The sequence below is a fragment of the Arthrobacter sp. D1-29 genome, assembly GCF_054130585.1.
On the sequence record NZ_CP096383.1, the window covers coordinates 2546993 to 2572172 of the forward strand.

Sequence of the window (25180 nt, forward strand, 5' to 3'; positions counted from 1 at the left end):
ACCGGAATGGTGAGCGCGCTGCAATTGCCCCGAAACGTCGCACGTGCCGGGGTGGCCCCTAATCTCCGCAGGTACCTTAGCTGCAGCACCCCGCCAAGACGCGTCGTAACGGGGGTGCTGGTTGGGTCAGTTAGAGCCGTGCATAGGCCTCCTCCTGGCCGCCCTTTTGCGGGCGGCCCAGCCGTTCCCGTCCCGCGTAGACATTCAGGCTGTGTCCACGGCTGAATCCAACCAGGGTCACTCCGGTCTCCACGGCGAGGTCGGCGGCCAGGCTTGAGGGCGCGCTGACGGCAGACAGGACGGGGATGCCGGCCATGGCGGCCTTCTGGACAAGCTCGAAGGAAGCGCGCCCCGAAACCTGGAGGACGGTGCCGCTCAATGGCAACAGGTTTTGGCGCAGCGCCCAACCAACAACCTTGTCCACCGCATTATGGCGTCCAACATCCTCCCGGAGACAGAGGAGCTCCGGGCTGGCGCCGTCCACTCTGAACAGGCCTGCAGCATGGACGCCGCCCGTCTTGTCGAACACTGCCTGGGCCTCGCGGAGCCGCTCCGGGAGTTCGGCCAGGACATCCACAGGAATCCGCAGCGGGTCCTGGGCAGGATCGAAGCGAAGGGTCTTGCGGACGGATTCGATTGAGTCTGTCCCGCAGATGCCGCAGGAGCTTGACGTGTAGACATGCCGCATCGTGTCAGGCATGGCCACATCCGGCGCCAGCTGGGTCTCGATGACGTTGTATGTTTGTTCTCCGCCGGCATCTCCGGCGCAAAAGCGCATCGATACCAGCTCGGAGTGGGAGCTGATGATGCCTTCTGAGACCAGGAACCCCGCCACCAGGTCAAAGTCGTCCCCAGGGGTCCTCATGGTAACCGCGAAAGACCGGCCGCCGATACGGATTTCCAGGGGCTCCTCGGCGGCGAGTACGTCTTCCTTGAACCGGACCGGGTATTCGGTGCCGGAACCGTCCAGGTGGAAGCGATGGATTTTGCGGCGCTGCGTCATGCGTGCCATGTGGTGCTCCGTAGGTGGTTGGTGGCGGACGGGATCGTCTCGTTGGACTGCGTCCAGGGGAGGGGGAGCACAGGAACCGGCTCGCCGGACAGAACCCCGGCAGGGGGAACCGCCATGACACCATCTGCCCAGGCAAGCCCCCGGACCATGCCGGGCCCGGTATGCGGGGCGGGGAAGGCCAGGCCCTCGATGAACCTGCAGGGAATCAGGCGGGTCCGGCCGGGCGAGGGATCAACGTCAGCGGCCGATGTCACCTGCCCGACAGCGCCCAGGGACCGTCCTCCGAGTGCCTCCAGCAGCGGCGCACCAATGGTGATGAGGGCCATCATTGCTGCCAAGGGGTTACCGGGCAGCCCGACGACGAAACGGCCGTCCGGGAGCACGGCCAGGACAGCCGGGTGGCCGGGCCGCATGGCGATGCCGTCCAGCAGCAACTGTCCGCCGAGAGCGGCGATGGCACCGCGGAAATGATCTGTCCCGGAACACCCGGTTCCGCCAGTGGTTATGGTCACGTCCGGCAGGGGTCCGAGGAACGATCCAGAACCATCTAGTGCCGCCAGCCATTCGTGGTAGGAATCCCCGATCCGCAGCGACCCGGCGGATGTTCCGCCCAGAAGGGAAATGACCGTTCCCAGCTGGGGACCAAAGGTGTCCCTGACGCGTCCTGGTTCCGGAACGCCCGCCGTAACTACTTCGGAACCGGTCAGTACGACGCCGACCACCGGCTTGCGCTGCACCTGCAGCGTGTCATGCCCGGCCACGGCGGCAAGCGCAATGTGGCCAGGGTTCAGTCTTGTGCCGGCGGGGATCAGCACTTCACCGGCCGCAGCTTCTTCCCCGGCGGGACGAATATGCCGGCCGCGGCCCGACCCGCCATGTTCTGCACTCTCGGTTTCCTGCAGGAGAAGGCCGCCCTCAGCGTTCTGGTGGACAGCTCCGCTTTCCTTGCGGAGTACCGATGTGGCGCCGGCAGGCACCAGTCCGCCGGTGGCTATGACCCTGGCCCGCCCGGGTGGCAGGAAGTGCTCATCGTCGGTAAGGAGCCAGGGACCGCAACCGCTGACGGCCCAGCCGTCCATTGCGGAGGACTGGTAATGGGGGAGTTCTTGCAGGGCGGCGACATCGCGGGTCAGGGTGTGGCCGACTGCTGATGGGAGGGGAACATCCACCGGCGGGAGTGGCACAGCGCAATCGAAAGCCAGCTCGCGGGCTTCGGCCCATGTGGGGGAGGCTTGTCCGGAAGGGCTCCAAGCCGGGGAGAATTCCAAGGTGCCACCGCTCATGGTGATGTCTTTGGCGAGCAACGGGCCCCCCTTTTCTGAATGTAGTGATGCAGTGAAAGGTGTGGCCGGGGAACGGCGGTGTTCGCACCACGTGGTACGAACCCGCCGTTCCCCGGCCCCGTCAGCCGGTGTCCTACGCCTTGACGTATCCATTCGGGTTCAGGACGAACTTTGTTGCCGAACCGGCGTCGAATTCGGCGTAGCCGCGCGGCGCATCTTCTAGCGGGATGGCCTTGGCGTTCACTGCCTTGGCGATCTGCACCTTGTCATGCAGGATGGCCATCATCAATTGGCGGTTGTAATTCATCACAGGGCACTGTCCAGTGGTGAAGGACAAGGATTTTGCCCATCCGGTGCCCAGCGAAAGGGAGAGGGATCCGTGCTGGGCTGCCTTGTCGATTCCCCCGGGGTCCCCGGTCACATACAGTCCCGGGATGCCCAGGGCGCCACCTGCGGCGGTGATGTCCATGAGGGAGTTCAGCACAGTGGCCGGCGCCTCGTGCGAGGCGTCCTTGCCGTGTCCGCGGGCTTCAAAACCGACGGCGTCCACGCCACAGTCCACTTCCGGCACACCAAGGATCTGCTCAATCTGGTCCTTCGGATCGCCCTGGGACACGTTCACTGTTTCACAACCGAAGGACTTGGCCTGGGCCAGGCGGTCTTCGTTCATGTCACCGACAATGACCACCGCGGCGCCCAGCAGCTGTGCACCGACGGCAGCCGCCAGGCCGACAGGTCCTGCCCCGGCGATGTAGACAGTGGAGCCGACACCGACTCCAGCGGTCACTGCTCCGTGGAAGCCAGTGGGGAAGATATCGGAAAGCATGGTCAGGTCCATGATCTTTTCCAGGGCCTGGTCGCGGTCCGGGAACCTGAGCAGGTTCCAGTCAGCGTAGGGGACCAGCACGAATTCTGCCTGGCCACCCACCCAGCCGCCCATGTCCACATAACCGTAAGCGCTCCCCGGGCGGTCCGGATTAACGTTCAGGCAGATGCCCGTCTTGCGCTCCTTGCAGTTCCGGCAGCGACCACAGGAGATGTTGAACGGTACGGAGACGATGTCGCCCACCTTGATGAACTCAACGTCCGGTCCGACTTCCACCACTTCGCCGGTGATTTCATGGCCGAGGACGAGGTCCTTGGGAGCGGTGGTCCGGCCCCTCACCATGTGCTGGTCCGAACCGCAGATGTTGGTGGTCACCGTGCGCAGGATCGCACCGTGGGGCACTTTCCGGCCCACATTCTCCGGATTGACGCCGGGCCCGTCCTTGAGTTCGAACGTCGGGTAGTCGGTATTGATGATTTCGACGACACCGGGTTCTTTGTAGGCGACTGCTCTGTTTCCTGACATGGACACTCCTTTGGGTATGGGGGGTAGTGCTTAGTGCTGGGATGTGGTGCCAGGCTGCCATTCGGATTGCCCTGCACTGGTCCGGCAAGTCGACGGCATTGCCCCGTCGCCCGAAAGCGGTGCTTCGATGAGGATACCTCCCCAGGTTTCAGGCCACCGAAGCACCATTCACGGGAACGGGACAGCTCGTCCGTTAGTACGGCGAAGGCTGTCAGCAGGATGGAGTGCCGGTTGGCACCGCATCCCGTTCCTGACTGGATCGCTGATATTTTTACTTGGCCAGTAAAGATATATCAGTTACATCGTAGGGCAGGCTGTCGGCCATGTCCAGAGATCTTGTATTCGCCCAGGGGCAACTCAAAATTCTTTAGGTAATATTGATATATCAGTTCTACTATGTGACAGGGGCCTTCGCGTCAAGGCCTCCGTGGCAGACCTGAGGAGAAGACATAGAAATGGCAAGCAGCGGAGAATTACCGTTGGGCACAGCAGGCTCTTATCTGTCGGAGAGGCTGGAGGACGAGTCCTTCGCCGACTTTGCCTACAGGGCGCTTTGCGATGAGCTGATCCTCCTGGACATCAAGCCTGGCGAGCCACTGAACGACGACGTGATTTCCCGGCGGCTCGGAGTGGGAAGGACCCCCATCCGCGAAGCCATGAAGCGCCTTGAAAGTGACCATCTGGTGGTAGCATATCCCCGCCGCGGAACGTTCGCGGCAGGGGTGGACATCACCGATTTGGCGGAAATCTCCGAAATCCGGCAGCTTCTGGAACCTGCTGCAGCAGCGCGGGCGGCCCGGATGGCGTCGCCGCAACTGCGGCAGGAGATCAAGGAATTCGCCAAGGAGGTGGGGGAGCTCCTGCCGCAGTTGCACTCCCAGCGGGACCTTATGCGCCTGGATATGCGCGTACACCGGATGATCTACCGGGCCACAGGAAGCAGGCACCTTGAAGATGTCCTCATCCGGTACGACAATCTGGCAACGCGTATCTGGAGCCTTGTGCTGGAGAAACTGCCTCCAGTCTCTGAGCATATTGCCCAGCACATTGAGCTTCTTGAATGCATTGCGGATGGAGATTCCGACGCTGCTGCCCGGCTGACCAGCAAGCACGTGGCGGACTTCGAGAACCTGATCAGGGCCGTCCTGTAGCCCTGGGCAGGATTACCATTACCCAGCCGTTGCCGTAAGCAAGGCCCGCGACTGTTCCCGCGCGGCCTCGACGGTGTGCAGGAGAAGCAGGGACGTGGTGACCGACCCAACGCCGCCCGGTACTGGTGTCAGTGCCGCCGCGACGCCCCGAACGCTGGCTTGGTCCACGTCCCCCACAAGCGAACCGTCGGAAAGGACGTTGGTGCCGACGTCAATCACTACGGCCTCGGACGAAATATGGCTGCCGGTCAGCAGGCCGATGCGCCCGGCCGCGACAACCACGACGTCGGCCGTCCTGGTGTATTTCTCCAACGGCCCCGACCTCGAATGGCAGACCGTGACCGCGGCATCACGTTCCATGAGCAGCAGGGAGAGCGGCTTTCCCACAACGGCTGAACGTCCAATCACCACGACGTTCCGGCCCGCCACCGGGATGTCGAAGTGATCAAGGATCTCGACTACGGCCCGGGCCGTTGCGGGGGCGAACGATGGCTGGCCGACTGCAAGCCGGCCCAGGCTCAGTGGATTCGCGCCGTCGATGTCCTTTTCAGGTGCGATGTGTCCAACCAATGCATCTGCATCCACGCCGGGAGGCAGCGGTGTCTGGAGGATGATGCCGTTTACCGATGGCTCGGCGCTGAGATCTTTCAGAACAGAGGCCAACACCTGTCCTGTCGCATCATGGCCAAGGTCCACAATGCGGCACATGATGCCGGCGCTTTCCGCGGCCCGTTCGATGGACCGCACGTACCAGTGTGTGGAGCCGTCGTCGGTGGCCACAACCACGGCAAGCGTAGGGCGGAGGCCATCGATTTCGAGAGCCCTGGCGGCGTCGGAGGCCTTTTGCTGCGTTAGCCCGGCCAGTGCCCGTCCGGAGAGAAGTGTCGTGCTCAACTGAGGATCCTTTCCCGAACCCGCTTGGCGAGTGAGTCGGCTGCCAGGATGACCTTTTCCTCAAGGCCGTCAGTCTGGACAGCCAGCCGGGAGCGGGCTTCGGTGTCCTTGATGGCAACCACATTGATGTCGATGTTCACCCGTGCAGTGGTGGCGGCTGCCCGGGCTGCGTCGACGGCGGCGGCGACGTCACTGATCACGTTGGCATTGGCCACCTCGAAAAGTTCGGTGGCAAGATCCACGACGGCGCCGGCAAGAAGGATGAGCTGTGCCGGCGTAGTGGCGGCCAGGATCAGCGCGTCCTGGATGGATGCTGTTCGTGCGGCCTTGAGTTGGTCAGTGCCGGCAGGAAGTTTGTACGCATCGATGACGCCCTGGAACGCATGCTGGTCCGCGTCTGCGAGGCGCAAGGCCTCTACCACCAGTTGGTCGGCGGAGGCGATGACCCTGGTCACGAGTTCGGCGTGCTGCTCGTACTTCGTGCCGGTGGAGTACCTGGCCACCATGGAAACCAGTGCCGCCCCCTGGGCGGCGTGGAGCGCTGCGGCTGCGCCGCCGCCTGGGGTGGGTTCGCGCGAGGAAAGTCTGGTGAGGTAGCCCTCTATTGTTTCTGAACTGATCATGTTTCTTCCTGGGCTGAGGCTCGAGTCAACCGGGCTGGGGGGTGGGGTTGCGGCAGGCCATGGCAAAGCAGCGGCCCGGACTCTGGTTGCGAGGGAAAGGAGTCCGGGCCGCGTGCCCTTGAATGGCCCGGCGCTGTTAGCCGCGGAGCCTGGTCATGGTGGGGTCGTACAGCGGATCGGCCGTGACCGTGGCCTGGACGCGCCGGCCAAAGTATTCGATCTCGACAGAGTCACCAATGGACACAGCGGCGGGGAGGTATGCGTAGGCGATGGGCTTGGCTACGGTATAGCCGTATGCGGCACTGGTGACATAGCCGACTGCCTGGTCCTTGTAGAAGACAGGTTCCTTGCCCAGCACAATGCTGCGGCCGTCGTCGACGGTCAGGCAGCGAAGGCGGCGGGCGGAGTTTTCCTCGGTCCTGCCTTCCAGTGCTGCCTTTCCGACGAAGTTTTCCTTGGCCATCTTCACGGCGAAACCAAGTCCTGCTTCCAGCGGGTCATGCTCCGTGGTCATGTCTGTGCCCCACGAGCGGTAGCCCTTTTCAAGGCGCAGCGAGCTGAACGCGGCGCGGCCCGCGGCGATAACGCCGAACGGCTGCCCGGCCTTCCACAGTGCATCCCACAGGCGCTGGCCGTTGTCTGCGCTGGTGTACAGTTCCCAACCCAGCTCGCCGACATAGGACAGGCGCATTGCCGTGACGGTGACGCCGCCGATGACCACCTTCTTGGACCGGAAGTATTTCAGGCCGTCGTTGGTGAAGTCGTCGCTGCTGACGGTGCTGATGAGGTCCCGGGCGAGGGGCCCCCACAGGCCGATGCAGCATGTGCCGCCGGTGGTGTCGCGAACCTGGACCCAGTCGCTGGCGGTCCCGTTTTCCGTCTGGTGGCGTGCGGCCCGCTCAAAGTAGGCGGTGTCGATGTTTCCGTTGGCTCCGAGCTGGAAGGTGTCTTCGCTCAGGCGGGCCACGGTGATGTCGCTTCGGATCCCGCCTGCGTGGTCCAGCAGGAGGGTGTAGGTGACGGCCCCCGGCTTCTTGGTCATGTCGGCGGTGGTCAGCTCCTGCAGCAGCTTCATGGCTCCGGGGCCGGAGACCTCAAGGCGCTTGAGCGGAGTCATGTCGTACATGGCCACAGCGGTGCGGGTCTTCCAGGCTTCGGCGGCGGCGATGGGGGAGCTGAACATCCCGGACCAGGCGTCACGTGCCGGCGGCTGCCATTCGTCAGGCATCTCCTTGAGCAGTTCGGCGTTGGCTTCGAACCAGTAGGGGCGCTCCCATCCGCCGCCCTCCAGGAAGAAGCCGCCCAGCTGCTTATGGCGGGCGTGGAACGGGCTGACGCGAAGGTTCCGGGGCGAGAGCTTCGGCTGCAGCGGGTGCAGGACGTCGTAGATTTCCACGAAGTTCTGCTGGGACGTTTCGCTGACGTATTCGGGAGTCAGCTGGACCTCTTCGAAGCGGTGGATGTCGCATTCTCCAAGGTCGATCTGCGACTTGCCGGTGGTCAGGAGCTCCGCGACAGCGCGGGCGATGCCGGCCGAGTGTGTGACCCACACGGCTTCGGCCACGAAGAAGCCATCAAGCTCCTTGGACTCACCCACCAGGGCGCCGCCGTCCGGGGTGAAGGAGAAGATGCCGTTGAAGCCGTCCTCAATCTCGCTTTCGCGCAGGGCCGGCAGCAGCTGCTTGGTGGCCTCCCACGCCGGGAGGAAGTCCTCCAGCGTGAAGTCGAGGCGGGAAGGCATGTTGTGCTCGGTGATGCTGTTGGGGTCGTAGGAGCCCAGTTCATCAAGGTCCACGGGCATGGGGCGGTGCGCGTAGGAACCGATGCCGTAGCGGTCACCGTGCTCGCGGTAATAGAGGTCCTGGTCCTGGTGCCGCAGGATCGGCAGGGAGGCGTCGTTGGGCAGTTCGTTGCGGCCCTTCTGCGCCGGCACGGGAGTGGTCTTGACGTACTGGTGCGCCAATGGCAGGAGCGGGACGGACATCCCGATCATCTCGCCAATCTTGGCGCCCCAGAATCCGGCGCAGGAGACCACGATGTCGGCGGGGATGGTGCCTTCGGAGGTCTGGACACCGGTGACCCGGTGGCCCGACTGTTCAATACCCGTCACCGTGGTGTTGCCCAGGTACTTGACGCCTGCGGCTTCGGTCCGCTTGATCAGCAGCTGGACCGCGCGGGCAGCGCGGGCCAGGCCGTCGCTGGGAACGTGGAGCCCGCCAAGGATGTCTTCCTCGTTCAGGAGCGGGTAGAGCTCCTTGCACTCGGCGCGGGAGAGGATCTTGCCTTCGATGCCCCATGCGGCGGCATAGCCGAGCTTCCGCTTGAGGTCCGTGAGGCGGGTCTCGGTGGTGGCAACTTCCAACCCGCCGACCTGGTTGAAGCAGCTCACGCCGTCCTCGGTGAGGGACAAAAGCTTTTCCACGGTGTACTTGGCGAAGAGCGCCATGGACTTTGAAGGGTTGGTCTGGAAGACAAGGCCGGGGGCGTGGGACGTGGAGCCACCGGGCATGTTGAGGGGGCCCTGGTCCAGGACAGTGATGTTGTTCCAGCCCCGTGCGACCAGTTCATCGGCAAGGTTCGTGCCGACGATTCCAGCTCCAATAATGACAATGCTTGGCGTTGATGCCATGTGGTTTCTCCTGCTGGTTTTCGTGTGTTCTCTGCTGATTGGGGTGTGGTGCTTACCGGAACACGACAGTGCTGGTTTGATCCAGCAACACACGGTGCTCGCAGTGCCACCTCACGGCACGGGACAGCGCCAGGGCTTCCGCATCCCGCCCGACGGTGGACAGGGCGGTGGGTCCGTAGCTGTGGTCGACCCGGATGACTTCCTGTTCGATGATAGGACCCTCATCAAGCTCCGCAGTCACGTAGTGGGCCGTTGCGCCCACCAGCTTGACGCCACGATCGTACGCCTGGTGATACGGACGGGCTCCCTTGAATCCGGGCAGGAACGAGTGGTGGATGTTAATGGCGCGGCCCTCAAGGGAGCGGCAGAGGTCGTCGGAGAGCACCTGCATGTAGCGGGCCAGCACCACGAGGTCGATGTCATATTCGTCGATGAGATCCAGCAGGCGCTGTTCGGCATCTGCCTTGGTCTCGGGTGTCACCGGGACGTAGAGGAAGGGGAGGCCGGCTGCCTCGGCCATGGCCCGGTGGGTTTCGTGATTGGAAACTATCAGGACAATGTCCCCGCCCAGGCTGCCACCGCGCCAACGGAAGAGCAGGTCATTGAGGCAGTGCCCGAACTTGGACACCATCACCAGGACGCGCTGCTTGGTCTGGTCATGGAAGCTGAACTTCATCTCGAAACGGTCCGCGATCGCCTTGAACTCCTCCTGGAGCCTCTCGGGCGTGTACTCAGGGGAACCCGAGAATGCGGTGCGCAGATGCAGCGTCTGGCGCAGCCCGTCGTCGAACTGCTGGTGCTCTTCGATGTTGAAGCCACGTTCGAAGAGAAAAGTGGTGACCGCCTGGACAATCCCGGCACGTTCGACGCACGACAGTGTGAGTACGAACTTCTGGGCCTTGGCTTCTTCCACGCGGGGCTCGGTCTGAGTCAGCGTGCTGGTTGATGAGTCTGTAGCCACTAGGGACATGTCTCCTCCTTTTAGGTATCTTCCCGTTAGATATATTCGCAGTTCGTAAACTGATATATTAGGGTTGGGAATCAGCGTATACTGGTCAGTGGGCAAGGTCAAGAGGCTTTTTGCCCCAAAGGAAAGGGGCCCGGTTATGGCGGTTGAAGTTTTGGCACCCGCAGGCGAGGCTGTCAGAAAGTCGTTGGCGGAATTGGCCTACGAGCGCATCCGAGATCGCCTGCTGATGCTGGACATCAAGCCGGGTGATCTTCTCAATGACGACCACCTCGCCAGGGATCTCGGTATGGGGCGCACTCCCGTACGCGAAGCTTTGAAGCGGCTTGAGTTGGACCGGCTGGTTGTTTCGTATCCGCGCAGGGGAACTTTTGCAACGCGGGTGGAGGTCACTGATCTTGCCTTTATTTCCGAAATCCGGACCCAGCTCGAACCGCTTGCAGCCTCCCGCGCTGCCCGGGTTGCCACTGAGCAGCAGCGCGAGCAGCTGCGCGCTGTGTTGCGGGCTGTTGAATCCTTCGATACACATGCTGCCTCCGTCGTGGAAACACTGCGGCTGGATGCACGGGTGCATCAGGGAATCTACGCTGCTGCAGCCAATCCCCACCTCGAAGACGTCCTGGTCCGCTATGACAACCTCGCCACCCGTATCTGGTGCATGGTGCTGGATCGCCTTCCTGACCTCTCGCACCACGTGCATGAGCATGTTGACCTGCTCGGCGCGGTGATTGACGGGGACGAGGCGCGCGCCGCCGATCTCGCAAGGATTCACGTCAGCGGCTTCGAGGATGCCGTCCGCAGGGCTCTCTTCGCCTAACCTGAGCCTCACCTTTCCAGCTTTTGCCTAAGAGCGCGGCCCTCCGGGCTGCGCTCTTGGCCTTCCCGGAATAACGGGCCGAATGTGTTGACACTCACCAGAGTCGATAGCATACTTGAGTCACGCAACTAATATATCAACAGGATATTAGGCAACAGCTAGGAGAAATGATGGTCGACGTTCTGACCCGCACGCTTGCAGAGACGGATCCTGCTATCCACGCAGCCGTGCACCAGGAACTCCTGCGCCAGCAGGGCACGCTGGAGATGATCGCCTCCGAAAACTTTGCGCCCACTGCTGTCATGGAGGCGCAGGGATCCGTACTGACCAACAAGTACGCCGAGGGTTACCCGGGCAAGCGCTATTACGGCGGCTGCGAACACGTTGACGTGGTAGAGCAGCTGGCCATCGACCGCCTCAAGTCATTGTTCGGCTCCGAATTCGCCAATGTGCAGCCGCACTCCGGCGCCCAGGCCAACGCAGCGGCCATGTTCGCCCTGATCCAGCCCGGCGACACCATCCTGGGCCTGAACCTCGCCCACGGTGGCCACCTGACGCACGGCATGCGGATCAACTTCTCCGGAAAGCTCTACAAGGTGGTTCCGTATGGCGTCGATGAGGACTCCATGCTGATTGACATGGCCGAAGTGGAGCGCCTGGCGGTTGAGCACAAGCCCCGCCTGATCGTCGCCGGCTGGTCCGCTTACTCCCGCCAGCTGGACTTCGCCGAATTCCGCCGCATCGCGGACCTGGTAGGCGCCTACCTGATGGTGGACATGGCACATTTCGCCGGCTTGGTGGCAGCAGGACTGCACCCCAACCCCGTGCCTCACGCCCACATCGTTACCAGCACCACCCACAAGACCCTCGGCGGACCGCGCGGGGGAGTCATCCTGACCAACGACGCCGACATTGCCAAGAAGGTCAACTCCGCAGTGTTCCCCGGACAGCAGGGTGGCCCGCTGGAGCACGTCATTGCCGCGAAGGCTGTGGCGTTCAAGCTCGCTGCTGAGCCGGAGTTCCGCGATCGCCAGGAACGCACCCTGGAAGGCGCCCGCATCATCGCAGAACGCATTCTGGCTGCCGACGTTGCAGAATCCGGCGTGACCGTGGTCAGCGGTGGCACCGACGTGCACCTGGTCCTGGTGGACCTGCGCAATTCTGAACTGGACGGCCAGCAGGGCGAAGACCGCCTGCACCGGATCGGCATCACCGTCAACCGGAACGCGGTGCCCTTCGACCCGCGTCCGCCGATGGTCTCTTCCGGTCTTCGTATCGGCACGCCGGCACTGGCCACGCGTGGGTTCGGGAAGGCAGAATTCACCGAGGTCGCGGACATTATCGCCGCAGCACTCAAGCGCGAGTTCAGCGACGAGACTGCGACGGAACTGCGGCAGCGGGTTGAAATCCTGGCCGGAAAGTTCCCGCTCTACCCCAACCTCTCCTCTGACACGAACGAGGTGGCATGATGGCAGATTTGCTTCCGGAGCACCCGGATTTCCTCTGGCGGAACCCCGAGCCCAAGTCCTCCTATGACGCCGTGATCGTTGGCGGCGGCGGACACGGGCTGGCCACCGCCTATTTCCTGGCCAAGAACCACGGCATGACCAACATTGCCGTGCTCGAAAAGGGCTGGCTGGCCGGCGGCAACATGGCCCGGAACACCACCATCATCCGGTCCAACTACCTCTGGGACGAGAGCGCTGCCATCTACGAGCACGCCCTCAAACTCTGGGAGATCCTGCCGGAGGAACTCGAATACGACTTCCTCTTCAGCCAGCGCGGCGTCATGAACCTCGCCCACACCCTGGGTGACGTGCGCGAAAGCATGCGCCGCGTGGGAGCCAACCAACTCAACGGCGTGGACGCCGAGTGGCTGGACCCGCAGCAGGTCAAAGAACTCTGCCCCATCCTGAACATCAGCGACAACATCCGCTACCCCGTCATGGGCGCCACGTACCAGCCTCGTGCAGGTATCGCCAAGCATGACCACGTGGCATGGGCTTTCGCCCGCAAATGCGACGAACTCGGCGTGGACATCATCCAGAACTGCGAAGTCACCGGCTTCATCAAGGACGGCAACCGCGTCACTGGCGTCAAGACCAACCAGGGCACCATCAACACCGAGAAGGTGGGCCTGTGCGCCGCCGGGCACAGCTCGGTGCTGGCTGAGATGGCGGGCTTCCGGCTTCCCATCCAGTCCCACCCGCTGCAGGCGCTGGTCTCCGAACTGCACGAACCGGTCCACCCCACCGTGGTGATGTCCAACCACGTGCACGTGTACGTTTCCCAGGCACACAAGGGCGAACTGGTCATGGGCGCCGGCGTGGACTCCTACAACGGCTACGGCCAGCGCGGGTCTTTCCATGTGATCGAGCACCAGATGGCAGCCGCCGTCGAGCTCTTCCCGATCTTTGCCCGTGCGCACGTACTCAGGACCTGGGGCGGCATCGTTGACACAACACTGGATGCTTCCCCGATCGTGGGCACCACTCCGGTGGAGAACATGTTCGTGAACTGTGGCTGGGGCACCGGCGGCTTCAAGGGTACGCCGGCCGCCGGCCTCACCTTTGCCCACACCATCGCCACAGGAACGCCGCACGAGCTGAACAAGCCGTTTGCGCTGGAGCGGTTCGAAACCGGCGCCCTGATCGACGAACACGGCGCAGCCGCCGTGGCCCACTAGAAGAGAGTCCGGACATGCTCCTCATTTCATGCCCCAACTGCGGCTCCCGCGACGAGACCGAGTTCCACTACGGCGGCCAGGCCCACGTGGCCTATCCGGAAAACCCGAACGAACTGAACGACCGCGAATGGGCCGAGTTCCTGTTCTACCGGGACAACACCAAGGGCGCCTTCGCCGAACGCTGGCTCCACAGCACCGGCTGCCGCCAGTGGTTCAACATGCTCCGCGACACGGTCACCTACGAGATCCAGGCGGTTTACCCCATGGGCGCGCCCCGCCCGGACAAAGCCGCCCCGGCAGGCGGCGAATCCGGTACCGCCAGTACAGCTCCGGACAGCACTACTACAGGCAGCGCCGGGCCCAGCATCGCTGCAACCAGCATCGCAGGAACCAGCACCACATCTCCCAGCAGCACCGCCCCGGAAGGAGCAACCAAGTGACTTCCCAGAACGCCCGCCTCGCCGCCGGCGGACGCATTGACCGCACCATCTCCTGGCGTTTCACCGTGGACGGCGAGGAATTCACGGGCCACCCCGGAGACACACTGGCCTCGGCCCTGCTTGCCAACGGCCGGATCGCCGTCGGCAACTCCCTCTACGAGGACCGGCCGCGCGGCATCATGTCAGCCGGCGTGGAAGAATCCAACGCCCTGGTCAAGGTGGCTCCCCGGTTCGCAGGCCACGTTGCCGAGTCCATGCTTCCCGCCACTACGGTCACCCTGGTGGACGGCCTCAAGGCGGAGCTGCTCAACGGCCTTGGCAAGCTGGATCCGGAAGAGGACCGCGCCGAATACGACAAGAAGTACGTCCACACCGACGTCCTGGTGATCGGCGGCGGGCCCGCCGGCCTGGCCGCTGCCCGTGAAGCTGTCCGCACCGGCGCCCGCGTCATGCTGCTGGATGACCAGCCAGAACTGGGCGGCTCCCTGCTGTCCGGTTCCACGGCGCCCGAACTGGCCCAGGTCATCGAAGGCAAACCGGCCCTCGAATGGGTGGCGGATGTCGAAGCCGAGCTCGTTTCCGGCGCCGAGTCCACCGTCCTGAACCGCACCACCGCCTTCGGCGCCTACGACGCCAACTACGTCATCGCCGTCCAGAACCGTACCGACCACCTGTCCACGCCGGCCGCCTCCGGCGTGTCCCGGCAGCGTATCTGGCACATCCGCGCCAACCAGGTGGTGCTGGCTCCCGGTGCCCACGAGCGCCCGCTGGTGTTCGAGAACAACGACCGCCCCGGCATCATGCTCGCCTCGGCCGTCCGCAGCTACCTCAACCGCTACGCGGTGGCCGCCGGGCAGCGCGTTGTCATCAGCACCACCAACGACAGCGCTTACGCCCTGGCAGCTGACCTGCGCGCCGCCGGCGTCAAAATCGCCGCCGTCGTCGACGCCCGCCCCCAGCTGACCGCGGTGGCTGCTGCCGCCGTCGAAGCCGGGACGCGCGTGCTGATCGGCAGTGCGGTGGCCAATACCGCCGCCGGAACCGATACAGGGTCTGCCGATGGCCGCCTGGGCGGCGTTACCGTCCGCAGCATCAACGACGACGGCGAACTCACCTCCGGCGTCGAAGAAATCGAGTGCGACCTGCTGGCCGTGTCCGGTGGCTGGAGCCCGCTGGTCCACCTCCACTCCCAGCGGCAGGGCAAGCTGCGCTGGGACGATGACCTGGCGGCTTTCGTGCCGAGCACTGTCGTCCCGAACCAGCAGACCATCGGTTCCGGCCGCGGCAGCTTCGAACTCGAGGATTGCCTCGCCGAAGGCATCTCCGCCGGTGCCGCTGCAGCCATCGCCGCCGGTTTCGAATCCACCGTCGAACCTTCTCCGATCGCCGATCCGAAGGCGTCCGCCCCCACCCGCCAGCTGTGGCTGGTACCGGGGGAGAATGGAACCCCGGACGACTGGCACCAGCACTTCGTGGACTTCCAGCGGGACCAGAGCGTTGCCGACGTCCTGCGCTCCACCGGCGCGGGGATGCGGTCCGTGGAGCACATCAAGCGCTACACCTCCATCAGCACCGCCAACGACCAGGGCAAGACCTCCGGTGTCAACGCGATCGGCGTCATCGCCGCCGCGCTGCGCCAGGCAGGCGAAGCGTCCCGGGGCATCGGCGACATCGGAACCACCACCTACCGGGCACCGTTCACCCCCGTGGCGTTCTCGGCACTGGCCGGACGCCAGCGCGGCGAACTCTTCGATCCGGCCCGCGTGACCTCCATCCACCCGTGGCACGTGGCCAAGGGCGCTCTGTTCGAGGACGTCGGACAGTGGAAGCGTCCCTGGTACTACCCGCAGGGCGGGGAGGACATGGACCAGGCCGTGCTGCGTGAATGCGCCGCCGTCCGCGAATCCGTTGGCTTTATGGACGCCACCACGCTCGGCAAGATTGAAATCCGCGGCAAGGACGCCGGCGAGTTCCTCAACCGGATCTACACCAACGCCTTCAAGAAGCTCGCGCCCGGTTCCGCACGCTACGGCGTGATGTGCCTGGCCGACGGCATGATCTTCGACGACGGCGTGACCCTGCGCCTGGACGAGGACCGCTTCTTTATGACCACCACCACCAGCGGCGCCGGCAAGGTGCTGGACTGGCTGGAGGAATGGCTGCAGACCGAGTGGCCGGAACTGGACGTGCACTGCACCTCGGTGACGGAACAGTGGAGCACCATTGCCGTCGTCGGGCCCAAATCCCGCGCGGTTCTGGCCAAGGTGGCACCGGAACTGGCCGCCAATGGTGGACTGGAAGCAGAAGCCTTCCCGTTCATGACCTTCCGCGAAACCACGCTGGCCTCCGGCGTCCGCGCCCGGGTCTGCCGCATCTCCTTCTCCGGTGAGCTCGCCTACGAGATCAACGTGCCGTCCTGGTACGGACTGAACACCTGGGAAGCCGTGGCCGCTGCGGGCGCCGAATTCAACATCACCCCGTACGGCACCGAGACCATGCATGTGCTCCGCGCCGAAAAGGGCTACCCGATCGTTGGCCAGGACACCGATGGCACCGTCACGCCGCAGGATGCCGGGATGGAATGGATCGTCTCCAAAGCCAAGGACTTTATCGGCAAGCGCTCCTACGCCCGTGCCGATGCCCGGCGCGAGGACCGTAAGCACTTGGTCAGCGTGCTGCCCGTCGACGGCAACATCCGGTTGCCGGAAGGCACCCAGCTGGTGGAAAAGGGCATCCCGGTGACGCCGGCCGACGGCCCCGTTCCCATGCAGGGTTTTGTCACCTCCAGCTACCAGAGCGCAGCCCTGGGCAGGTCCTTCGCCCTGGCACTGGTCAAGAACGGCCGCAACCGGATCGGCGAGACCCTGGTGGCTGCCGCCGGCAACCAGCTCGTTGACGTTGTTGTCGCAGAAACCGTACTTTTTGACCCTGAAGGGACCCGCAAAGATGGCTGAAACAGCAGCACCCAAAACCTCCCACGAGACGAACCTGGCCCTGCGAACCAGCCCGGCTGCACTGCTCCGGACAGCCTTTGAAACCGGCTCCGTCCGCGGCATTGTGGAACTGAGCGAAATCACCTTCCTGACCATGGCGGGCCTCCGGGTTCGCCGGGACAGCGAGGCCGGGAACCGGATCGCGTCGGTCACCGGGGGCTTGCCCGCAACATGCGGGGCCGTCAGCGGTACCGGTGAAACCTCCGTCCTGTGGCTGGGGCCCGAGGAGTTCCTGGTGGTGGCACCCGTGGAAGCCCACGAATCGCTCGGCGGGGACCTGATCCAGGCACTGAAGGAAGCCCTCGGCGACGGTGAAGGCCAGGTAGTGGACCTTTCCGCCAACCGCACCACCTTCGAACTCACCGGGCCCCGGGCCCGGGCCGTCCTGGAAAAGGGCTGCTCCCTGGACCTGCACCCCCGCACGTTCAAGGCCGGCACGGCGCTGTCCACGGAGGTGGGCAACATCCCCGTGGTCCTATGGAAGACAGGCGATGAGAGCTACCGGATCTTCCCGCGCGCCTCGTTCGCCGAGTTCCTGGGCCGGTGGATCCTCGATGCCATGCGGGAGTATGCCTCCCCTGAGGTCCCCTAAATGGCACTGAGCGTCCTGGACCTGTTTTCCGTTGGCATCGGGCCGTCGTCGTCACACACGGTCGGCCCGATGCGGGCAGCGAAGCTGTTCGCCGACGGGCTAAAAGACGACGGACACCTGAGCTCCACCACACGCGTGCAGGCCGAACTCTACGGCTCCCTCGGGGCCACCGGACGGGGCCACGGCTCGGACAAGGCCGTGGTTCTGGGCTTCAAGGGGCTGGATCCGGAAACCGTGGACACCTCCACAGCTGATGACCAGGTGGCCGCCGCCGCCCTCGACGCTGAACTGTGGGTGGGCGGGGACCACCGGGTGGACTTCAACTGGGACGAAGATGTGGTGCTGCACCGGCGCAAGTCCCTCCCTGCCCACCCCAACGGCATGACGTTCCGTGCCCTGGACCATTCAGGAGCCGTGCTCAGCGAGCGAAGCTTCTATTCAATTGGGGGCGGCTTCGTCGTTGACGGGGACGCCGACGCCGGCGACCGGGTGGTGGCTGACACCACCGTCCTGCCCTACCCCTTCACCACGGCGGACCAGCTTCTGGAGATTTGCAGCCGCGAAGGCATGTCCATCTCCGATGTGATGCTCGCCAACGAACTCACCTGGCGCAGCGAAGCGGAACTCCGGGAAAAGCTGCTTTCTCTCTGGGCCGTGATGCGCGAATGCGTGGACAACGGCTGCGCCGCGGAAGGGATCCTTCCCGGTGGGCTGAACGTCAGGCGGCGGGCGCCGTCGCTATTCAAGACCCTGACGGCGGACACCGGGGTAACCGACCCGCTCCGGGCGATGGAATGGGTAAACCTGTTCGCGCTGGCAGTCAACGAGGAGAACGCGGCCGGCGGCCGGATTGTGACCGCACCGACCAACGGCGCGGCCGGCATCGTCCCGGCGGTGCTGCATTACTACGTGAAGTTCGTTCCCGGCGCCAACGACGACGGCGTGGTCCGCTTCCTGCTGGCCGCGGCCGCCGTCGGAATTCTGTTCAAAATCAATGCCTCCATCTCCGGCGCCGAAGTGGGCTGCCAGGGTGAGGTGGGTTCTGCCTGCTCCATGGCAGCGGCCGGCCTTTGTGAAGTCCTCGGCGGAACGCCTGCACAGGTGGAAAACGCCGCCGAAGTGGGGATCGAACACAACCTCGGCCTGACCTGCGACCCTGTGGGCGGTCTGGTGCAGATCCCCTGCATTGAACGGAACGCCATCGCCAGCGTCAAAGCCATCAATGCCGCGCGCCTTGCCCTGCACGGCGACGGCAGCCACAAAGTGTCCCTGGACAAGGCCATCAAGACCATGAGGGAAACCGGCGCGGACATGAAGGACAAATACAAGGAAACCTCTCGGGGTGGCCTCGCGGTAAACGTGATCGAATGCTGACCCGCCCACAGCCGCACCGCCTCGCCGAAAGCGGCTGGTGACGGTAAGCCAATGGCAGGGTCCGCAATCAAGACTGAAGAGGGCCGCGGCCTCCGCGACGACTGGCATATGCTCGCCGGGCGCACCGTGGAGGTTTGGCTGCTGGGGGAGCACATCCTGACCGGGAGGGTGGAGCAGGCGGCTGATGATGATGCGATTCTTTGGATCGCGGCGGAAGGCAGCCGTACCCGAAAGCTCTTTGACAAGCGAAGCGGCTACCAGGTGTGGGCCTAATCCTCCGGGCGGAGTTTAGCCTGTTCCACGAGGTCAGTGATCCACGGTCTTTGGCCGTGGTGAACTTCAACGCCTTCGGGCATCCCATGGACTGAGGCTGTGGACCCGGAGATGTCGATGGTGATTCTGCCGGCTCCCATCGGGGCGTTGCTGATATGGACGTCGCCATAGGAATCAGGGAGTGCGGGGTCAAGCCACAGGCCGCCCTGCGAGATGTGGGCGTCGTAGCGCATGAGGCTGGTGACCAGGAGGATCGGTGTGGTGGCGGCCCATGCCTGCGGCGAGCAGGCGGTCGGGTAGGGGACAGGCCGTGCAAACTGGTCACGGCTGAAGCCACAGAACAACTCTGGGAGGCGGCCGTCAGAGAATTCAGCCGCTTCCAACAATGCCGTGGCAATCTTCTGCGCTTCCTCCACAAATCCGTACCGCATCAGCCCTGCCACGATCAGGGCATTGTCGTGGGGCCACACTGAGCCGTTGTGGTAGCTTGCGGGGTTGTAGGCGCGCATGTCGCTGGCCAACGTCCGGACACCCCAGCCGCTAAACATTTCCGGAGACATCAACCGCTCCACAACCTGCGGCGCCTTATCCTCGTCAATGAGTCCAAACCAGAGGCAATGCCCCATATTCGATGCACACGCGTCCACCGGCCGTTTGTCCCGGTCCAGGGCCACGGCGTAGTAACCCTTGTCCGGAAGCCAGAATTGTTCATTGAAGCGTTGCTTCAGCCGCGCGGCGCGGTCCCGAAGATCCGCCGCGAGGTCCAGGTCCCCGGCGTCATAGGCCATCCAGGCCCGCGCCACATAGGCCCCGTGGACGTAAGCCTGCACCTCGCACAGCGCGATCGGAGGTTCGGCCATTCGGCCATCGGCGAAGTTGATCCCGTCCCAAGAGTCTTTCCAGCCCTGGTTGATCAGTCCGTGTTCGTTCAGGCGCTCATACTCAACAAAGCCGTCGCCATCCCGGTCCCCGTAGTCCCTGATCCATTCCAGCGCCCGGTCTGCGTTAGGAAGCAGCGCGTTAATCGTCTCCTTGGCAAATCCCCAGCGGCTCACACCTCCCACGGCAAGCACGAACAGCGGGGTTGCGTCAACGCTGCCGTAGTAGGCGGACTTGCCTCCCAACGCCAGGCCGCTGGAAACTCCGAGGCGGACCTCGTGCAGGATCTTGCCCGGTTCTTCCTCGCTCATGGGGTCCACCACAGTGCCCTGCCGGTCAGCTAGCGTCTTCAGCGTGCCCAGCGCCAGGGAAGGGTCCACGGGCAAAGCCATTTCAGAGGCCCACAGCGAGTCCCGGCCAAACAGGGTCATGAACCATGGCGCACCGGCCGCCACCACCACCCGCTCCGGATGCTCGGGGTCCTCGATTCTCAGCGCACCCAGATCGTCGTAGCTGCGCCGCAGGGTGCGTTCGATGGAGCGGTTGCCCATCTGCAGCACCGGAATCTTGGCGACCCATTCCTGGCGGCGTCTGTCCCGGGGTGACATTTCGCCCGGGGTCGGATGGCCGAAGGCCGGGGGTTCAGGATCTGCGTCATCGACTGCAGGAACGACTGTCAGCTGCGTTGTCCACTGATCGTAGGCCGGGACGGTTACCCGGTAGGTCACGCCGTCGGCTGTAGCACTGGCTCCTTCGGCTTTGACCATGACCGCCTTTTGGACGCCTTCCCACATGCCTCTAACAGACAGCGAATCGCCTTCCGGGTGACGGCTCTCGTCCCAGCGCCGCTGAACCCTTGCCTCCTTCACCTCAAACAGATCGGCGAAATCCGAACCAACGGCCAGGGCTACCTCACACTCCGCAGGAGCGCCGGAATAGTTGCGGATGGTGATGCGTTCCAGAATCCCGGCTCCCACCTCGCGGAGGCGTTCCACAATCAGGGGGCTGTCAGCATATCCGTCCGAACGGGGCACCCGGCATGCGAACAAAGCCCGGTATGGCTCCTTCAATTCTGAAGCCAGGGGCTCCAGCGCCAGGCCATTAACGGTCAGGGTCCAGTGCGACAGTATGCGGGTGTCGCGGTAGAAGACTCCATGCGGAAGGTCAGGTTGGATGTCCCCATTGGCTGAACTAATACAGAAGGACGATCCCTCAACCAACGTCACTGTCCCTGCCCCAAGCGGCCCAGCCGCCGTGTCGGCATTCCAACCAGCCATTGCCGGCTCCTTCAACAGACTTCGTACACCTGAGCGGCGGCCAGCCCCCGGCGTTTCGTTGCTGACCGCGTGGACGCAAACGACGCTACTCCTGACGTCTGCACAACACCAGTGCCCCTGCATGAGGGCCATTGCCCCCTACACGCCCTGATGCATAAGTGATCCAATAGGAGAGTTGAACCGGCTGCCCGAGTCCGACCACGGCCTCGGCCATATGGAAGGAAGCACATGACCGATCCGCAGGACCGCCCCCCGGTCCCCACCCCGGGAAGCGCCCAAGGCCTGGACCGCAAGGTTGAGGGTGGGTGCCCGGTTGACCACGACAGCGTCACCTCGCACGGCAGCGAGAGCGAAAATCCGGCGATCGATTCGCCGCAGCCCAAGGCGCACCGGCCCCGGACTGTGGCGGACTGGTGGCCCAACCAGCTGGACCTCTCGGTGCTCCATGCGCACAACCAGGCGGGCAACCCGCTGGGCCCCACCTTCAGGTACCGCGAGGCGTTCCAGCAGCTCGACGTCGAGGCGCTCAAGCAGGACATCGTTCAGGTCCTGACCACCTCGCAGGACTGGTGGCCCGCAGACTTCGGCCACTACGGCGGCCTGATGATCCGGATGAGCTGGCACGCCGCCGGCACCTACCGCGTCCACGATGGCCGCGGCGGTGCAGGGGACGGCAGCCAGCGGTTCGCTCCGCTCAACAGCTGGCCGGACAACGCAAACCTCGACAAGGCCCGCCGGCTCCTGTGGCCGGTGAAGCAGAAATATGGCCAAAAGCTCTCCTGGGCCGACCTGATCGTCCTCGCGGGCAACGTCGCCCTCGAATCGATGGGCTTCAAGACTTTCGGCTTCGCCTTCGGCCGGGAGGACGTGTGGGAGCCCGAGGAGATTTTCTGGGGGCCCGAGGACGCCTGGCTCGGCGACGAGAGGTACATCGGCGAAGGCAAGATGGCGGAGGATGTCGGCTCCACCGAAATGGGCCTGATCTACGTCAACCCCGAGGGGCCGATGGGCAACCCGGACCCCAAACTCGCCGCAGCGTATATACGCGAGACGTTCAAGCGGATGGCGATGAACGACGAGGAGACCTTCGCGCTGATCGCGGGCGGCCACACCTTTGGCAAGACCCACGGGGCCGGTGACGCCGACGCGCACGTAGGTCCCGAGCCGGAGGCCGGGGACCTCGAGGCGCAGGGACTGGGCTGGCTCAGCACGTACGGCAGCGGCAAGGGTGGCGACACGATCACCTCCGGCCTCGAGGTCACGTGGACGGACCGGCCCACCCAGTGGAGCAACCGCTTCCTGGAGATCCTGTTCGAGTACGAGTGGGAGCTTGTCAAGAGCCCCGCCGGCGCCCACCAGTGGGTTGCCAAGGATGCCCCGGAGATCATCCCGGACGCGCACGACCCCGAGAAAAAGCACCGGCCCACCATGCTGACGACGGACCTGTCGCTGCGGTTCGACCCGATCTATGGGGAAATAGGGCGGCGCTTCCTGGCAAACCCGGACGAGTTCGCGCTCGCGTTCGCGAAGGCCTGGTACAAGCTGCTGCACCGCGACATGGGTCCCGTCGGGCCGCACATGCTCGGCCCATGGGTCCCGGAGCCCCAGCTCTGGCAGGACCCTGTCCCGGAGGTAGACCACCAGCTGATCGACGAGCAGGACATCGCCTCGCTCAAGGCTCAGCTCCTGGACTCCGGCCTGTCCGTCTCACAGCTGGCCGGCACGGCCTGGGCCGCCGCATCCACCTTCCGCAAGACCGACAGGCGCGGCGGCGCCAACGGTGCGCGCATCCGGCTGGAACCCCAGCGCAGCTGGGAAATCAACGAAACCGAGCAGCTCTCGACGGCGGTGCAGGCGCTTGAGACGGTGCAGCAGCAGTTCAACTCCGGCCAGGCCGACGGCAAGAACGTCTCGCTGGCGGACCTGATCGTGCTCGGTGGCTGCGCCGCGGTGGAGAAGGCCGCGAACGACGCCGGCTTCGCCATCACCGTGCCGTTCCGGCCTGGCCGGACCGACGCCGCGCAAGAGCAGACCGACGTCGAGTCCTTCCAGTACCTGAAGCCGCGGGCGGACGGGTTCCGCAACTATGTGCGCCCCGGCGAGAAGCTCCAGCCGGAGACCCTCCTGCTGGACAAGGCGTACCTGCTGGACCTCTCGGCGCCGGAGATGACAGCGCTTATCGGCGGCATGCGTGCCCTCGGCACCAACGTTGGCGGTTCCAGCCACGGCGTCCTCACCGACAGGCCGCAGGTCCTGACGAACGATTTCTTCGTTAATCTGCTCTCGCCGGGGACAAAGTGGAAGGCATCCGAAGGCGAGGAGAACGTCTACGAGATCAGCGACGTCGCCACCGGTGAGCTGAAGTGGACCGCCACGCCGGTGGACCTGGTGTTCGGCTCCAATTCACAGCTCCGTGCACTGGCCGAGGTCTATGCGAGTGAGGACGCCAAGGAAAAGTTCGTCAGCGACTTCGTTGCGGCCTGGGTGAAGGTCATGGAGCTGGACCGCTTCGACCTGAACTGACAGCGGGTTACTGCTCACGCGCCCGGGCCGGCTGCATCTCTGCGGCCGGCCCGGGACAACCTGCTTGCGGTGTAGCGCGACGCGGCTCAGGGCCTCAGGCGTGCAGTGGCCACCGTCTTCTTTCCTGGGCGGAGACAGCAGGAGCGTTTTGGGTGGATTCGACGCCGGCGCCTGTGCTTGCGTGGTGCAGGAAGCGGTCTGCGACGGGGTTCCTGACACGGTTCAGGGTACCGATTTCGTCCGGGATGAGGTCCCACAGTCCCATGGTCAGCCGGTAGTGTTCCAGCGGTTCGGTCCCATAACGGTAGGTCCATTCGTACATGTCCGTGACCGGCCACCAGGTATAGCCGACGATGTCCTGCCCGGCGGCGCGCAGCTGCTGGACGCATTCCACTGAATCATCCAGCCACTCCAGGCGCCGGTCATAGGATCCGGTGAGGCAGGTTTCCGTCAGGGCCACCGGGGCGCCGTACCTCTGGCCGTAAGTGGTCAGAACCTCGGCCAGTCCCTCTGTCCAGTCGTTGCGGACAGCGCGGGGATCGGCAATGTCTCCCCGCCGGGGTGTTGCCGCTTCGAGCAGCTCCGTGGAGTGCAAGGGATAGTAGTTCACGCCCATGACGTGGGGCAGCACGATGTTGTGCTGGTGCCAGTTCAGATCTTCATCCGTTATCCCGTGGCGGCTGAGCCACGGCGCAAGCTCGTGATCGGTAGTCACCTTGCCGGTAACCAGGTCTTCAACCAGGTAGGAGCGGGCCCTGAGGTGCCGGATTTCGTCGTCGTGCCTGCCATCGGCGGTGTCACTGACGAACCGGAAACCGGCGTCGACGTGGGTGAAGATCCCGCGGTCTCCAAGGACTTCCGCCATGTTCTGCTGGGCCAGTGCAAAGCCTTTGGACAGGTTCCGCACCAGGGCAACCAGTCCGTCGTCGCCGGAAAGGTAGGGTGGCCAATGCCCGAATTTGCCCGAGAACAGGGTGTGGATCATCGGCTCGTTGACGGGGGTGTAGTCCACCACCCTGTCTGAGTAGCGGGCCGCGACCCGGGCGGAGTAGTCAGCAACGAGTTCCGGGTAGCTGGAATTCAGGAACTGATTGTCCAGCCAGGTGGGTGTCCCGTAGTGCATCAGGTCCACCAGCGGCCTGAGGTCAAGTTCCGCGAAGCGGTCCATGACCTGGTCCAGCCACTCCCACTTCCACACTCCTGGCGCCGGGTTGATCCGGTACCAGGGGATACCCCAGCGAAGGAATTCGCCGCCGGCTTCTTTGGCCAGGCCCAGGTCCTGGTGCCAGAACCTGTAGTGCTGGGTGAGCTCATATTCGTCAAGGGAGCGTTCCCCTGCACGTTCCTGGGGGATGAAAGTATCTTCGATGCCGAGGCCGAAGTGCAGGCGCCCGTCTTGGTACCAGTTCAAATTTC

19 protein-coding genes are annotated in these 25180 nt (G+C 64.3%); 10 read left to right on the forward strand and 9 right to left on the reverse strand.

Annotation, left to right across the window (positions count from 1 at the left end):
* Positions 1–130 precede the first annotated feature (130 nt).
* The 3 genes from fdhD to fdhA form a co-directional block, all read right to left on the reverse strand.
* Positions 131–1012, reverse strand: coding sequence for a formate dehydrogenase accessory sulfurtransferase FdhD (gene fdhD / locus M1E17_RS11480; protein WP_457967515.1), 882 nt, complete (start codon positions 1010–1012; stop codon positions 131–133).
* Complete coding sequence (locus M1E17_RS11485; RefSeq protein ID WP_457967715.1) at positions 1000–2295, reverse strand: molybdopterin molybdotransferase MoeA; 1296 nt, start codon at positions 2293–2295, stop codon at positions 1000–1002. Before M1E17_RS11485 ends, fdhD begins: the two co-directional genes overlap by 13 nt.
* A gap of 133 nt (positions 2296–2428) precedes the next feature.
* Complete coding sequence (gene fdhA / locus M1E17_RS11490) at positions 2429–3646, reverse strand: formaldehyde dehydrogenase, glutathione-independent (RefSeq protein ID WP_457967516.1); 1218 nt, start codon at positions 3644–3646, stop codon at positions 2429–2431.
* 455 nt (positions 3647–4101) lie between these two features.
* Here fdhA and M1E17_RS11495 point away from each other — a divergent pair, with 455 nt between their 5' ends.
* Entirely contained in the window at positions 4102–4797 is a 696-nt protein-coding gene (locus M1E17_RS11495; RefSeq protein ID WP_457967517.1) for a GntR family transcriptional regulator, read from the forward strand.
* Between the two features lie 18 nt (positions 4798–4815).
* Here M1E17_RS11495 and M1E17_RS11500 read toward each other — a convergent pair whose 3' ends face one another.
* The 4 genes from M1E17_RS11500 to purU form a co-directional block, all read right to left on the reverse strand.
* On the reverse strand, positions 4816–5691 hold the full coding sequence (locus M1E17_RS11500) for a bifunctional 5,10-methylenetetrahydrofolate dehydrogenase/5,10-methenyltetrahydrofolate cyclohydrolase (protein WP_457967519.1): 876 nt from the start codon (positions 5689–5691) through the stop codon (positions 4816–4818).
* Positions 5688–6314, reverse strand: coding sequence for a cyclodeaminase/cyclohydrolase family protein (locus M1E17_RS11505; protein ID WP_457967521.1), 627 nt, complete (start codon positions 6312–6314; stop codon positions 5688–5690). Before M1E17_RS11505 ends, M1E17_RS11500 begins: the two co-directional genes overlap by 4 nt.
* 136 nt (positions 6315–6450) lie before the next feature.
* Positions 6451–8943, reverse strand: a complete 2493-nt coding sequence (locus tag M1E17_RS11510) for a GcvT family protein (RefSeq protein WP_457967522.1) — start codon at positions 8941–8943, stop codon at positions 6451–6453.
* A 52-nt stretch (positions 8944–8995) separates the two neighbouring features.
* A complete protein-coding gene (gene purU, locus M1E17_RS11515; protein WP_457967523.1) occupies positions 8996–9913 on the reverse strand; it encodes a formyltetrahydrofolate deformylase in 918 nt (305 codons plus the stop codon).
* Positions 9914–10049: 136 nt separating this feature from the next.
* On the opposite strand from purU, the gene M1E17_RS11520 reads away from it, so the two are divergent.
* The 8 genes from M1E17_RS11520 to M1E17_RS11555 all read left to right on the forward strand — a co-directional run bounded on the left by M1E17_RS11520 (position 10050) and on the right by M1E17_RS11555 (position 19085).
* On the forward strand, positions 10050–10727 hold the full coding sequence (locus M1E17_RS11520) for a GntR family transcriptional regulator (protein ID WP_457967524.1): 678 nt from the start codon (positions 10050–10052) through the stop codon (positions 10725–10727).
* A 170-nt stretch (positions 10728–10897) separates the two neighbouring features.
* Positions 10898–12196, forward strand: a complete 1299-nt coding sequence (glyA, locus tag M1E17_RS11525; RefSeq protein WP_457967717.1) for a serine hydroxymethyltransferase — start codon at positions 10898–10900, stop codon at positions 12194–12196.
* Positions 12193–13413 (forward strand): sarcosine oxidase subunit beta family protein, encoded by a 1221-nt coding sequence (locus M1E17_RS11530; RefSeq protein WP_457967525.1) that lies wholly within the window; start codon positions 12193–12195, stop codon positions 13411–13413. Before glyA ends, M1E17_RS11530 begins: the two co-directional genes overlap by 4 nt.
* A gap of 14 nt (positions 13414–13427) precedes the next feature.
* Entirely contained in the window at positions 13428–13853 is a 426-nt protein-coding gene (locus tag M1E17_RS11535; protein ID WP_457967527.1) for a sarcosine oxidase subunit delta, read from the forward strand.
* Positions 13850–16807: a sarcosine oxidase subunit alpha family protein gene (locus M1E17_RS11540; RefSeq protein ID WP_457967529.1), complete on the forward strand. Its 2958-nt coding sequence runs from the start codon at positions 13850–13852 to the stop codon at positions 16805–16807. Before M1E17_RS11535 ends, M1E17_RS11540 begins: the two co-directional genes overlap by 4 nt.
* Entirely contained in the window at positions 16800–17438 is a 639-nt protein-coding gene (locus M1E17_RS11545) for a sarcosine oxidase subunit gamma (RefSeq protein ID WP_457967530.1), read from the forward strand. The genes M1E17_RS11540 and M1E17_RS11545 overlap by 8 nt, the downstream gene beginning before the upstream one ends.
* Positions 17439–18812, forward strand: a complete 1374-nt coding sequence (locus M1E17_RS11550; protein WP_457967532.1) for an L-serine ammonia-lyase — start codon at positions 17439–17441, stop codon at positions 18810–18812.
* A 51-nt stretch (positions 18813–18863) separates the two neighbouring features.
* On the forward strand, positions 18864–19085 hold the full coding sequence (locus M1E17_RS11555; RefSeq protein ID WP_457967533.1) for a hypothetical protein: 222 nt from the start codon (positions 18864–18866) through the stop codon (positions 19083–19085).
* On the opposite strand, the gene M1E17_RS11560 is transcribed toward M1E17_RS11555, so the two are convergent.
* Positions 19082–21241 (reverse strand): amylo-alpha-1,6-glucosidase, encoded by a 2160-nt coding sequence (locus M1E17_RS11560; RefSeq protein WP_457967535.1) that lies wholly within the window; start codon positions 21239–21241, stop codon positions 19082–19084. The two genes, M1E17_RS11555 and M1E17_RS11560, sit on opposite strands and share 4 nt — an antisense overlap.
* Before the next feature lie 228 nt (positions 21242–21469).
* Here M1E17_RS11560 and katG point away from each other — a divergent pair, with 228 nt between their 5' ends.
* Positions 21470–23764 carry a catalase/peroxidase HPI gene (gene katG / locus M1E17_RS11565; RefSeq protein ID WP_457967537.1) on the forward strand — a complete coding sequence of 765 codons (2295 nt, stop codon included), beginning with the start codon at positions 21470–21472 and terminating at the stop codon, positions 23762–23764.
* 94 nt (positions 23765–23858) lie between these two features.
* On the opposite strand, the gene M1E17_RS11570 is transcribed toward katG, so the two are convergent.
* The gene (locus M1E17_RS11570; protein WP_457967539.1) at positions 23859–25175 is read right to left on the reverse strand and encodes a family 1 glycosylhydrolase; all 1317 of its coding nucleotides are present in this window, start codon (positions 25173–25175) and stop codon (positions 23859–23861) included.
* Between the last annotated feature and the right edge of the window lie 5 nt (positions 25176–25180).